Here is a 12,824-nt window from a genome sequence, read left to right as displayed (position 1 = left end):
GCTCTAATACTAGGAGAGAGAAATGATCAAACTGGGTATCGTGATGGACCCGATCGAGTCTATCAATATCAAAAAAGATTCCAGCTTTGCCATGATGATGGAAGCTCAGCGTCGCGGTTGGGAAATCCACTACATGGAAATGAACGACCTGTCTTTAGAGCAGGGCAAAGCTGTCGCTCGTACCCGTGTCGTTAGCCTGAAAGAAGATCCGAACGGCTGGTTTGAATTTACCAGCGAGCAGGAAATCTCCCTGTCTGATCTCGACGCAGTACTGATGCGTAAAGATCCGCCGTTTGATACCGAATATATCTATGCGACCTACATCCTTGAGCGTGCTGAAAACGAAGGGGCGCTGATCGTCAATGAACCTCGCAGCCTGCGTGACTGCAACGAAAAACTGTTCACGGCCTGGTTCCCGGATCTCACCCCGACCACTCTCGTGACCCGCCGTACTGACAAAATTAAAGCCTTCCATCAAGAGCATGGCGATATCATTTTAAAACCACTCGACGGCATGGGCGGCTCGTCAATTTTCCGTATAATGCATGGCGATCCAAATGTCTCGGTGATCATTGAAACGCTGACCAAGCATGGCCAAAACTATTGCATGGCACAAACCTTTGTGCCGGATATCAGCAATGGCGATAAGCGTATTCTGGTTGTTGACGGCGAGCCGATGCCATATTGCCTGGCCCGTATTCCGGCGAAAGGCGAAACCCGGGGTAACCTGGCGGCAGGAGGCCGCGGTGAAGCGCGTCCGATCAGCGAAACCGACCGTAAGATAGCAGAAACGGTTGCCCCGGTACTGAAAGAAAAAGGGCTGATTTTTGTCGGTCTGGATGTGATTGGCGATAAGCTGACTGAAATCAACGTCACCAGCCCAACCTGTATCCGTGAAATCGAAGCGGCTTTCGATATCTCAATTACCGGTAAGCTAATGGATGCCATTGAGCGTCGCGTCGCTGCGCGAGCTTAATCACTCGCGGGTAAGCTAACGCACCCGATAGTGAATCACTATCAGAAAGCGCTGACTTCACCAGAAGACGGCGCTTTTTATTTAATGATCACCAAAGTGGCTACGTTATACCAATTCCCCCAAATACTCTGCATACTGTAGTTATGAGAACATGTTGTCGGTGTTAGCTATGAATTTAACCAATCATTTTCTGGTCGCCATGCCTGGCATGCAAGACCCGCACTTCAAACGTGGCGTCATATATGTTTGTGAGCATAATGAAGAAGGCGCTATGGGCCTCGTCATCAACCTGCCTATCGAAATTTCTGTCGGCAGCATGCTTGATCAAATTGAAGTAGAACGCCAGCTTCCCGTCAATAATCCCGAGAGCTTGGAGCAACAGGTACTTAACGGTGGTCCGGTCGCGGAAGATCGTGGATTTGTGCTGCATAAGCGTAAAGGCCACTTCGATTCCAGTATCGATATCAACGAAGAGATATCCATAACGACTTCACAAGATATTCTGCCACTGCTGGGAACCAGTGAAGCCCCTGAAAAATTTCTGGTCGCTCTCGGCTATGCCGGATGGTCAGCAGGTCAGCTAGAGCAGGAACTTGTTGATAATAGCTGGCTGACCATGGAAGCAGACAGTGACATTATTTTTGAAACCCCAATCAATAAGCGCTGGGATAAAGCCGTCGCCAAGTTAGGGATTAATTCAGCCAACCTTTCGATAGAAAAAGGACACGCATGAGCGCCTCACGCAGTGTATTAGCATTTGATTACGGCACCAAAAGTATTGGTGTCGCCATTGGCCAGGAATTAACTGGCACAGCAAGCCCTTTACCCGCCTTAAAAGCCAAAGAGGGTATTCCCAGCTGGGAAGCAATAGAAAAACTGCTGAAAGAATGGCAACCAGATTTAGTGGTCGTCGGCCTGCCGCTGGATTTAAGAGGGGGAGAGCTGGAAACCATTACCCCACGCGCAAAGAAGTTTGCCAACCGGCTGCATGGCCGCTTTGGTTGTGTGGTTGAACTGCATGACGAACGCCTGAGCACTGTTGAAGCTAAATCGGATCTGTTTGATCGTGGCGGTTACCGTTCGTTGAGCAAAGGGAATATCGATTCACAATCGGCTGTCGTGATCCTGGAAAGCTGGTTCGAGCGCCAGTACGGTTAATCGAGTATCGAGTATCGAGTATCGAGTATTGAGCTCTCAATGCTTCGATACTCGGTCAAAAAAACCATCGCTCCCTCCTGTACAGCTTTCCACCTAAGATCCAGCGCCAAGCTACCCTCTCTAAATACACCTTAAGATCTTAACTCAAGGATCCCCTGTTTATCGGGTCTGATCAGCTTGTACAGCTTTTTGACTACTATAACCCAAAAGCTGTATTTGCTGTACAGTAAGATCTTGGGATTATTTATTGGCAATAAATATCAATACGTTATCTTTTATGTGCAGCACTTACAGCTTTAGGATTATTGGAAGTATAAAGCTGTTCAGCCCATATCAACCGTCACCCCGTCTAAGGCGCTGCCACCCATCTGTTCTTGGTTGCCCACCTTGATCATCAAACGCAGATCATTGGCCGAATCCGCATGGTGCAGGGCATCCTGCTCGCTGATCTTGCCGCAACTGAACAACTGATACAGCGATTGATCAAACGTCACCATGCCGGACTCGCCCGACTTGGTCATAACACCTTTAATCTCATGTAACTCACCGCGGCGGATCAAATCGGCAACCCGCGGGGTATTGATCAACAACTCAAAGGCTGCATGTCTCCCCTCTCCCTGCGCATCAGGGACCAACTGCTGAGCCAGAATACATTTCAGGTTCAATGACAGATCAAACAGAAATTGTTCACGCCGCTCTTTCGGGACCAGGTGCAAAATTCGCTCAAGTGCCTGGTTAGCATTATTAGCGTGCAGGGTTGCCATACAAAGGTGACCGGTTTCGGCAAAGTTCATCGCGTATCCCATCGTTTCCGGAGTACGAACCTCGCCAATCAGGATCATATCTGGTGCCTGACGTAGTGAATTTTTCAGCGCCACTTCATAGCTTTCGGTATCCAGCCCCACTTCACGCTGGGTAACAATACAGCGGTTATGCTTATGCACAAATTCAATCGGATCTTCAACGGTCAGAATATGGCCGCTGGAGTTCTTATTGCGAAAGCCGGTCATCGCCGCCATCGAGGTGGATTTACCCGATCCGGTCGCACCGACCACCAGCACCAGGCCACGCTTCGCCAGCGCCATTTCCTGCATATCGACGGGCAGGTTTAGCTCAGACAGATCCGGGATCTCGGTTTCGATCCGGCGGACAACCATGCCCGGTAACTCTCGCTGCCAGAAGGCACTGACACGAAAACGCAGATCCCCTCTGACTAACGCATAATTGGCTTCTCGACTAGCAACGAACTCTTCGGATAGCTCGCTATCCATTGCTTCATCAAATAGTGCATCGACCCTGTTCCGTGTCAGTACCTCACCCAGTGCATGCAAGTTGCCATCAATACGCAACAGGCAAGGCGAATCAACCGTAATATACAGATCCGATGCTTTACGGCTCACGACTTCGTTGAGGATCTCTTGCAGCTTCATTCTCGTTCCTTCGTCATTTATTTCGTTTTCAGGATAAAATAGCGGCTGGGGTATTACAGAATGGAGGTTGAGCCATCGACAATCCTGCGGCCTTCTTCTGCTTCTACCATCCCTTGTGCCACCAGCATCTTAATACTCTGCTCCATGGTTTGCATTCCCATCGCAGAGCCGGTCTGGATCATCGAATACATCTGCGCCACTTTATCCTCGCGGATCAGATTTCGGATCGCCGGTGTCGCCATCATAATTTCATGGGCCGCTACCCGACCGCCACTGACACACTTAAGCAGGTGTTGTGACACCACTGTACGTAACGATTCTGACAGCATAGAGCGCACCATCGCTTTATCATTGCCCGGGAACACATCAATGATCCGGTCGACGGTTTTCGCTGCCGAACTGGTGTGCAAAGTGCCTAACACTAAGTGGCCGGTTTCCGCCGCCGTCAGGGCCAGACTAATCGTTTCTTTGTCGCGTAATTCCCCGACAACGATAACATCCGGATCTTCACGCAGTGATGAACGCAGCGCATTGTGGAAGCTATGGGTATCACGGTGCACTTCACGCTGGTTAATCAAACTGCGTTTGCTGCGGTGAACAAATTCCACCGGATCTTCAATCGTCAGAATATGACGGTTGTAGTTTTCATTAATATAATCAACCAACGATGCGATCGTGGTCGATTTACCCGAGCCAGTGGCTCCCGTTACCAGCACTAAACCACGCTGACACTGGGCAATTTTATAGAACACCTCAGGCACATTGAGCGACTCTAGGGTGGGAATCTCGACAGGGATCGTACGGAACACTGCAGCACTGCCTCGGGATTGATGGAAGGCATTGACCCGGAAGCGGCCAACATTCGGTAATTCAAACGAAAAATCGACTTCCAGCTTTTCTTCGTATTCACGGCGCTGTGCATCGTTCATAATGTCAAACACTAAACGATGTACATCAGAATGCTCTAAAGATGGCAAACTGAGTTTTCTTACATCACCGTCCACTCTGATCATTGGCGGTACACCTGCAGAAAGGTGCAGATCAGAAGCATTATGTTTTACACTAAAGTCCAGCAGTTCGGTGATATCCATTAATTTTCCCCACAGAATCAATTATGAGTAGTATCAAACAAAATATTGAACAGGTCATCACTCAGATAACCTCTGCGGCCGAAAAATGCGGTCGAGCGACAGATTCCGTGCAATTATTGGCGGTAAGTAAAACCAAACCGATAGCAGCAATCGACGAAGCGATCACTGCCGGCCACCGCGCATTTGGTGAAAACTACGTGCAGGAAGGGGTCGAAAAGGTGCAGCATTTTGCTAATAGCCCCTACGCAGACCAGCTCGTCTGGCATTTTATTGGTCCTATTCAGTCCAATAAAACCCGTTTAATCGCCGAGCATTTTGACTGGGTGCACTCTATTGATCGGGCTAAAATAGCCCGTCGCCTGAGTGAGCAGCGCCCAACCGAACTGCCGCCATTGAATGTACTGTTGCAGGTCAATACCAGCAACGAGGAGAGTAAATCAGGGGTTAGCTTTGCCGAATTACCGGCATTGGCTGACGACATTGCCAGTATGCCTAATCTGGTTCTGCGTGGCCTGATGTCAATTCCACAACAAGCCGACAGTTATGACAGCCAGTATGCCGCCTTTAAGTCACTGGCCGATGCTCAGCAGCAACTGCGAGCCAAACATCCGCAACTCGATACCCTGTCGATGGGAATGAGTGGCGACATGGAAGCCGCTATTGCAGCAGGCAGCACGATTGTCCGCATTGGTACGGCGATTTTTGGTGCCCGGGATTACACGTAGAAGTAACTAGGAACTAGGAACTAGAGACTAGAGACTCGCTCCTCTCTACTTACTAATAAGGATTTTACATGGAACAACGTTCTATCACTTTCATTGGTGCGGGCAACATGGCGCGCTCCATCATCGCCGGTTTGGTTGCCAGCGGTTATGCCGCCGACAAAATCACCGCCACCGCGCCCAGTGCTGCGCGACGGGAACCGCTGGCCCGGGATTACGGTATTCATACCGACTCCGATAACCGCCGCGCCGCCGGGCAAGCCGACGTCATTGTACTTGCCGTTAAGCCGCAGTTAATGGAAAGCGTATGTAATGAACTGCAGGGCATTAACTTTGCGGGCAAGCTGGTGATTTCAATTGCCGCCGGGATCTCAGCTACCCGTATCAATGAGATGCTGAATACCGAACTGAACCTGGTTCGGGTAATGCCCAACACGCCATCATTAATCGGTAAAGGCATGAGTGGCCTCTTTGCGCCACCGGCAGTGCAGGCTGAAGATAGAACCTTCGCCGAAAATCTGATGCAAGCCGTTGGTAAAGTATGCTGGGTTGAGCAGGAATCTGAAATTAACGGTATCATTGCCGCGGCAGGTAGTGCCCCTGCGTACTTCTTTCTGTTCATGGAAGCCATGCAGGCAGAAGCGATTAAGCAAGGCTTTTCCCCAGATACCGCCCGTCAGTTGATACAACAGTCGGCATTGGGTGCGGCTGAACTGGTGGTGGCGAACCCGGATATCGAGCTGGCAACCCTGCGTGAGCAGGTAACATCAAAAGGCGGAACCACCGCTGAGGCACTACGCACATTTAACGAACACCAACTTAGTGATATCGTAGCAAAAGCAATGCGTGCTGCTGTATCTCGCGCTGAAGAAATGGAAAAACTGTTTTAAGGTTAATATATGAATTCTATTGGTTTTTTAGTAAGTACTGCATTCGATCTCTATATCATGATCGTATTGCTAAGAATTTGGCTCCAGTGGGCCCGTGCTGATTTCTACAATCCGTTTTCTCAATTTGTAGTAAAAGCGACCCAACCGGTTGTTGGACCACTACGCCGTATGATCCCACCGATTGGTGGCTTAGATTTAGCGACGTTAATTTTCGCTTATCTGTTAAGTATGGGTAAGTTCTTAATCCTGCAATTAGTCTTAAATGGTACGATCTTATTTAGCCCGGAATTCCTCTGGATTGGTGCTCTGTCACTGCTGAAAGCCGCTGGCGGCCTACTGTTCTGGGTACTGCTGATCCGTGCCATTCTGAGCTGGGTAAGCCAGGGACGCAGCCCTATCGAGTTTGTGATGCACCAGTTAACTGAACCTATGACTGCACCCATTCGCCGTATTATCCCTGCAATGGGCGGGCTTGACCTGAGTGTCTTAGTGCTGTTCATTGGCCTGCAATTCGCCAATTTCTTAATGGGTGATCTTATCGGTCCAATCTGGTTCCAACTATGAGCCAAACTGTCGCAGTAAGCCCGGCAGGCGATGATCTGGTGATCCGCCTGTATATTCAACCGAAAGCCAGCCGCGATCAGATCGTCGGCCTGCATGGTGATGAGCTGAAAATTGCCATCACCGCTCCGCCGGTAGATGGCAAGGCGAATGCGCATTTAGTTAAGTACTTAGCAAAACAGTTTCGGGTTGCCAAAGGGCAAGTCATCGTGGAAAAAGGCGAGCTGGGGCGTCACAAACAGGTTCGTATCGAAACGCCACGAGAAATTCCGCCGGTGATCGCAGAGCTACTGTAGCAACCGGCTCTAACGAACCATTAATCAGCGAAAATTAAGGGGCGAATTCATAACGATGGATTCGCCCCTATACTAATAAGAGCCGCTGAAATACCTGCCGGGACAGAGTTACCTCATGATCCGGTGAGTATAAATAAGGAAAAAGTCATGATTCGGATTCTATGTTTGTTATCGGCAATACTCTTTACGGCATTGCCGGCCCAGGCAGAACAATTAATCAATGTCGGTGATCTGGAAATCCATTACTCCAGCTTTCCTTCCACCTTTCTGACGCCGGACGTTGCCAATACCTATCGGATTAAGCGCAGTCGCTATTCTGCCGTTGTGAATGTCGCCGTACTGGATAAGTCACAGGAAGGGAAGCCAGCGGTTCGAGCGGCAGTGTCAGGAACAGCCCGCAACCTTCTCGGTACCGAAAAGAAACTTTCTTTCCGGGAGATCCGCGAGGGGGATGCCATTTACTACATCGCAGAGCTAAGCCACTCCAACGAAGAACGCTTCAAGTTCATCATTGATGTGACCCAGAATGGGACTAAGGGCCAAATCAATTTCGATCAAACCTTCTTTGTCGATTAAATCGCTTTTATACCCACAGCCGAAATAAGAACAAACAACAGGGGAGCATCAGCTCCTCTTTCATTTTTCTTTTACTCAATAGCACCTGCCGTTATCATAGCGCCTCTGCCAGATATCATTCTCCGAGGAACAGTAATGAATAAACTAGTGCTAGCAACGGGCAACCAGGGCAAAGTCAAAGAAATGGCCAGCCTGCTTGCTGACTTTGGTTTTGATGTTGTCGCGCAAAGTGACTATCAGGTTTCTTCCGTCGCTGAAACCGGCACCACGTTTATTGAAAACGCCATCATCAAAGCACGCCATGCCGCCAAGGAAACGGGCCTGCCCGCCATTGCTGACGATTCCGGCCTGGAAGTAGATTACTTAAAAGGGGCACCGGGGATTTACTCTGCTCGCTATGCGGGCGAAAATGCGACAGATCAGCAGAATCTGGAAAAGCTGCTGGCTGATATGGAAGGTGTACCGGCCGAACAACGTACGGCGCGTTTTCACTGCGTGCTGGTCATGATGCGCCACGAGAACGATCCGACCCCGCTGGTTTGCCACGGCAGCTGGGAAGGTAGCATTCTGACTGAGGCTCACGGTGAAAATGGCTTTGGTTATGATCCGGTATTCTGGGTCCCGGAAGATCAGTGCGCTTCTGCAGAGCTGGAACCGGTACGTAAGAAACAACTCTCACACCGCGGCAAAGCGCTGCAAAAGCTCTTTGCAGCCCTGAAGGACGCCTAATGCTAGTACCACCACCGCTAAGCCTGTATGTTCACATCCCGTGGTGTGTGCAGAAATGTCCGTATTGCGACTTTAACTCGCATGCACTTAAAGCTGGCATTCCGGAGCTCGACTATATCGATGCCCTGATCGAAGATCTGGAGACCGACCTGGCGAAATATCAGCTGGAAGGTGGCAGTCGCCCACTGCACTCAATCTTTATTGGTGGTGGTACGCCAAGCCTGATCTCCCCTGCCGAAATCGGACGTTTGCTAAAAGAAGTTGAAGCGAGGATCCCGTTTAGCGGTGACATTGAAATCACCATGGAAGCGAACCCGGGCACGGTTGAAGCAGGCCGTTTTCAGGCTTATCAACAAGTCGGGGTTAATCGCATTTCAATCGGCGTGCAGAGCTTTCAGGATGAGAAACTGACTCGCCTTGGCCGTATTCATGGCAGCGATGAAGCGCGTAAAGCCGCAAAACTGGCAACGGAGGCGGACTTAAACAGTTTTAATATCGATCTGATGCACGGCTTACCGGATCAATCGATTGACGATGCCCTGTATGATCTTAAGCAGGCGATTGCGCTCAACCCACCGCATTTATCCTGGTACCAGCTGACGATAGAGCCCAATACGCTGTTCTATTCCAAGCCGCCGACATTGCCGGATGACGACAACTTATGGGATATCTTTGAGCATGGCCATCAGATCCTGACAGAGGCCGGATATGTCCAATATGAAATCTCCGGCTACAGCAAACCCGGCTTGCAGTGCCGCCACAACCTCAACTACTGGCGTTTTGGTGATTACCTCGGTATCGGCTGTGGTGCCCATGGCAAGATCAGCTTTGCCGACGGCAACATTATCCGCACCGTGAAAACGAAGCACCCGCGTGGCTACCTCAATCCGGATAAGCCTTACCTGGACAAAGAAATCCAGGTCGAGTTCCAGGAGCGGCCATTTGAGTTTTTTATGAACCGTTTCCGTCTGTTAGAAGCGTGCCCCAAGCAAGATTATGTCGAGCGGACAGGCTTACCATTAGAATCCATTGAAACCGGTATTCAATGGGCTTTAGATAAGAATTATCTGACCGATAACGGCCAAGAGTGGCAGATCACCGAGCACGGTAAGCTGTTCCTCAATGATCTGTTAGCGGCTTTTGTCGAGGAAGAGTAGGCAAGTTGAGAGATTCGAGTAGCGAGTAGAATCCTCTCGATACTCGTATCTCGAAACTTTATTTTCTATTTATTTTTTTCACGCGCATACGTGAAAGGCGATCCCCTAAAAGATCGAGCGTCCAATTCGCTCGGCAAGCAGCTCTAATGCAGCGGTTCCTGCCAGTGAATTACCGGAAGGATCCAGCTCCGGAGACCATACCGTAATGGTCATTTCTCCCGGCACGATCGCGACAATGCCGCCACCCACTCCTGATTTGCCGGGCATGCCCACTCGGTAAGCAAACTCACCCGCGCCATCGTACAAGCCGCAAGTCGCGAGCAATGCATTCATTTGCTTACTCTGAGTTCGGCTGATAATTGTTTCTTTTGCGCCTAAAGGAAGTCCTTTATTCGCTAAGTAACTAAATGTACGCGCCAAATCGACACAGCTCATTTTGAGGGCACAATAACTGAAGTAATTGGTCAGCACCGGCATCACTTCATTGTCGAAGTTGCCGAATGAACGCATCAAATAAGCGATCGAGGCATTGCGATCACTGTGCTGCATCTCCGATGCGGCAACCGCTTTGTCGTAGACGATATGCGGGTTACAGGCCAGTTCACGTACCAGTTCCAGCATCCGGTATTGCGGCGCTGATAAACGGCTATGCAGCAGATCAGAGACCACTAAAGCACCGGCGTTAATGAATGGATTACGCGGAATACCGTTTTCCAGCTCGAGCTGGATCATCGAGTTAAACGCATGGCCTGACGGCTCTTTTCCCACACGCCGCCAAATTTCATCAGGTTCGTACAAGGTCATCGCCAGCGTCAGCGCCAATACCTTAGAGATAGACTGAATCGAAAAGCCTTCCTGACTGTCACCCGCCTGAATAATTTCACCGTCGTTATAACAAACCGCAATACCCAGCTTATGCGCAGGCACGTCGGCCAGTGCGGGAATATAATCAGCGACTTTACCCTGACCGATTAACGGTCTGACTTCATCAAGAATGTCAGTGAGCAGCTGTTCAGTTGGCTTCATTCTTCTTCTCCGGGGGGCAAAAAAGCCAACACTAAGGTTGGCTTTAAAGGCATGATCCAATCATCACCTTTAAGGTGATAATTTTCACTGTTTAATCGTTAGTTATCTCTAAGATAATAACGAAGAGATAGAAACTATTCAGTTCGAGCGTATTTCATATCCCATACACCATGGCCTAAACGGTGGCCACGCGCTTCAAATTTAGTTAGCGGACGGTCTTCCGGGCGCGCAATATAGTCACCGTCAGTTGCCGTATTACGGTAACCCGGTGCGGCATTCATCACTTCAACCATGTGCTCTGCGTAGTTTTCCCAGTCAGTCGCCATGTGGAAGATACCACCGATTTTCAGCTTTTTACGTAACATTTCAGCAAATTCAGGCTGTACGATACGACGCTTGTGGTGACGTGCTTTATGCCATGGGTCAGGGAAAAATAACTGTACCGTATCCAGGCTGCCATCCGGGATCATGTAATCGAACACTTCCACGGCATCGTGACACATGACGCGTAAGTTTGTCAGCTCAGCGTCTCCGGCAGCCATCAGACATGCACCCACACCCGGGCTATGTACTTCGATGCCGATAAAGTCCTTCTCCGGGGCATTTTTGGCCATCTCTACAAACGAGGCGCCCATGCCAAAACCGATTTCCAGCACCACTGGTGCCTCACGGTGATAGACCTCTTTCCAGTCCAGCATTTGCTGAGCGAAATCGATACCCATCGTCGGCCAATTATTTTCCATGGCCATCTCCTGACCCTTGGTTAAACGGCCTTCACGACGTACAAAGCTACGGATCTTACGTACCAGTTTGCCGTCTTCGGTAAATTCAGACACTGTTACGTCGCCTGAGGTCTTTGAAACTTCGCTCATGATTAATACCTAAAACTGAAAATGAATAAAAACTAAGCGCTGGCATTATCCAAAGTTATGGCTTAAGTGCAAGCTTATATACCCAAACTACTTCAAGATGTAACGTTCTGCATCTTGAAATGGTTTGGGGCTGGATTGCGGCCAGCGGGGATTTATGATGCAATCACGCCAATAATACCAATCTGTATAATTATAATCGTGCGGCCCACCGCCACTAAAATCAGCCGAGTGAGTTAATTCTGTGAGTACTGCTTTTTCCGATGCCATTTTAGCGTGGTATGACAAATTTGGTCGTAAGACCCTGCCCTGGCAGCAAAATAAAACCCCCTATAAAGTATGGCTATCCGAAATCATGCTCCAGCAGACCCAAGTGGCTACGGTTATTCCCTATTTTGAACGTTTTATCGCCCGCTTCCCTACCGTTGAAGAGCTGGCAGCCGCGGAGCAGGACGAGGTGCTTCACCTCTGGACCGGGCTGGGTTATTACGCCCGTGCCCGCAATTTACACAAAGCCGCTCAACTGATTGTGTCAAACCATCATGGCGAATTTCCTGCCGACATTGTTGAGGTTCAGGCCTTGCCCGGTATTGGCCGCTCAACGGCAGGCGCCGTATTATCACTGTCTCTCAAGCAGCATCACGCAATTTTAGATGGTAACGTGAAGCGGACACTGGCCCGTTGCTATGCCATAGAAGGCTGGCCGGGCAAGAAACCGGTTGAAAACACCTTGTGGAAGATTGCCGAAGCCAACACGCCGGCAACCGGTGTCGAGCGCTACAATCAGGCCATGATGGATATGGGGGCAATGATCTGTACCCGTAGTAAACCTAAATGTGAACTGTGCCCGGTAGCCAAACAATGCGAAGCGAAAGCACAAGATCGCCAGAGCGATTTCCCGGGTAAGAAACCGAAGAAAACCATGCCCGAGAAGCAAGCCTGGTTCGCGATTTTACAACATGATGACGAGGTCTGGCTTGAGCAGCGTCCGCCGGCGGGGATCTGGGGAGGATTGTGGTGTTTCCCGCAAAACGACACCGCGGATCTGGCCGCGTTACTGGAACAGCGCTTTGGCTCAGCCCCGGTTAATATCACCGGAACCGAACAGTTACACGCCTTCCGCCATACATTCAGCCACTACCATCTGGATATCGTCCCGATCCGGATGCAGTTGGCAGCCCGCGTTAATGTTGTTCAGGAAGGGGGAAACGGGCAATGGTACAACTTAAATGAGCCGCCCAAAGTCGGTTTGGCCGCTCCGGTACAACAGATCTTAGAAAGTCTGCGTTATGAGCTGAACGCGGCCTTATCCTAGAAGCGACGGCGACACTCTGGTATAACTA

15 protein-coding genes are annotated in these 12,824 nt (G+C 49.9%); 11 read left to right on the top strand and 4 right to left on the bottom strand.

What is annotated here, in order from left to right:
• Nucleotides 1-22 precede the first annotated feature (22 nt).
• From gshB to ruvX, 3 genes are all read left to right on the top strand, one after another.
• A complete protein-coding gene (gshB, locus tag C9I89_RS12905) occupies nt 23-976 on the top strand; it encodes a glutathione synthase (RefSeq protein WP_107283750.1) in 954 nt (317 codons plus the stop codon).
• A gap of 169 nt (nt 977-1,145) precedes the next feature.
• The gene (locus C9I89_RS12900) at nt 1,146-1,709 is read left to right on the top strand and encodes a YqgE/AlgH family protein (protein WP_107283749.1); all 564 of its coding nucleotides are present in this window, start codon (nt 1,146-1,148) and stop codon (nt 1,707-1,709) included.
• On the top strand, nt 1,706-2,134 hold the full coding sequence (gene ruvX, locus C9I89_RS12895; RefSeq protein ID WP_107283748.1) for a Holliday junction resolvase RuvX: 429 nt from the start codon (nt 1,706-1,708) through the stop codon (nt 2,132-2,134). The genes C9I89_RS12900 and ruvX overlap by 4 nt, the downstream gene beginning before the upstream one ends.
• 323 nt (nt 2,135-2,457) lie before the next feature.
• On the opposite strand, the gene C9I89_RS12890 is transcribed toward ruvX, so the two are convergent.
• The gene (locus tag C9I89_RS12890) at nt 2,458-3,564 is read right to left on the bottom strand and encodes a PilT/PilU family type 4a pilus ATPase (protein ID WP_107283747.1); all 1,107 of its coding nucleotides are present in this window, start codon (nt 3,562-3,564) and stop codon (nt 2,458-2,460) included.
• A gap of 53 nt (nt 3,565-3,617) precedes the next feature.
• Nucleotides 3,618-4,655, bottom strand: a complete 1,038-nt coding sequence (locus C9I89_RS12885) for a type IV pilus twitching motility protein PilT (protein WP_107283746.1) — start codon at nt 4,653-4,655, stop codon at nt 3,618-3,620.
• A 23-nt stretch (nt 4,656-4,678) separates the two neighbouring features.
• Here C9I89_RS12885 and C9I89_RS12880 point away from each other — a divergent pair, with 23 nt between their 5' ends.
• The 7 genes from C9I89_RS12880 to hemW all read left to right on the top strand — a co-directional run bounded on the left by C9I89_RS12880 (nt 4,679) and on the right by hemW (nt 9,586).
• Nucleotides 4,679-5,380 carry a YggS family pyridoxal phosphate-dependent enzyme gene (locus tag C9I89_RS12880; protein WP_107283745.1) on the top strand — a complete coding sequence of 234 codons (702 nt, stop codon included), beginning with the start codon at nt 4,679-4,681 and terminating at the stop codon, nt 5,378-5,380.
• 68 nt (nt 5,381-5,448) lie between these two features.
• The gene (proC, locus tag C9I89_RS12875) at nt 5,449-6,267 is read left to right on the top strand and encodes a pyrroline-5-carboxylate reductase (protein WP_107283744.1); all 819 of its coding nucleotides are present in this window, start codon (nt 5,449-5,451) and stop codon (nt 6,265-6,267) included.
• Nucleotides 6,268-6,276: 9 nt separating this feature from the next.
• A complete protein-coding gene (locus tag C9I89_RS12870) occupies nt 6,277-6,831 on the top strand; it encodes a YggT family protein (protein WP_107283743.1) in 555 nt (184 codons plus the stop codon).
• A complete protein-coding gene (yggU, locus tag C9I89_RS12865; RefSeq protein ID WP_107283742.1) occupies nt 6,828-7,124 on the top strand; it encodes a DUF167 family protein YggU in 297 nt (98 codons plus the stop codon). The genes C9I89_RS12870 and yggU overlap by 4 nt, the downstream gene beginning before the upstream one ends.
• Nucleotides 7,125-7,271: 147 nt before the next feature.
• Nucleotides 7,272-7,700 (top strand): DUF4426 domain-containing protein, encoded by a 429-nt coding sequence (locus tag C9I89_RS12860; protein ID WP_107283741.1) that lies wholly within the window; start codon nt 7,272-7,274, stop codon nt 7,698-7,700.
• Nucleotides 7,701-7,835: 135 nt separating this feature from the next.
• Complete coding sequence (locus C9I89_RS12855) at nt 7,836-8,429, top strand: XTP/dITP diphosphatase (RefSeq protein WP_107283740.1); 594 nt, start codon at nt 7,836-7,838, stop codon at nt 8,427-8,429.
• Nucleotides 8,429-9,586, top strand: coding sequence for a radical SAM family heme chaperone HemW (hemW, locus tag C9I89_RS12850; RefSeq protein WP_107283739.1), 1,158 nt, complete (start codon nt 8,429-8,431; stop codon nt 9,584-9,586). The genes C9I89_RS12855 and hemW overlap by 1 nt, the downstream gene beginning before the upstream one ends.
• Before the next feature lie 105 nt (nt 9,587-9,691).
• Here hemW and glsB read toward each other — a convergent pair whose 3' ends face one another.
• Both glsB and trmB read right to left on the bottom strand, forming a co-directional pair.
• Nucleotides 9,692-10,612 (bottom strand): glutaminase B, encoded by a 921-nt coding sequence (glsB, locus tag C9I89_RS12845; protein ID WP_107283738.1) that lies wholly within the window; start codon nt 10,610-10,612, stop codon nt 9,692-9,694.
• Between the two features lie 134 nt (nt 10,613-10,746).
• Nucleotides 10,747-11,484: a tRNA (guanosine(46)-N7)-methyltransferase TrmB gene (gene trmB, locus C9I89_RS12840; protein WP_107283737.1), complete on the bottom strand. Its 738-nt coding sequence runs from the start codon at nt 11,482-11,484 to the stop codon at nt 10,747-10,749.
• 241 nt (nt 11,485-11,725) lie between these two features.
• On the opposite strand from trmB, the gene mutY reads away from it, so the two are divergent.
• Nucleotides 11,726-12,796 (top strand): A/G-specific adenine glycosylase, encoded by a 1,071-nt coding sequence (gene mutY, locus C9I89_RS12835; RefSeq protein ID WP_107283736.1) that lies wholly within the window; start codon nt 11,726-11,728, stop codon nt 12,794-12,796.
• The last annotated feature ends 28 nt before the right edge of the window (nt 12,797-12,824 follow it).

The organism is Photobacterium lipolyticum (genome assembly GCF_003026475.1).
In the GTDB taxonomy this organism is placed as follows: Bacteria; Pseudomonadota; Gammaproteobacteria; order Enterobacterales; family Vibrionaceae; genus Photobacterium; species Photobacterium lipolyticum.
The sequence above is the reverse complement of the archived record's forward strand: the minus strand, read 5'-3'. Positions and strand labels throughout refer to the sequence as shown.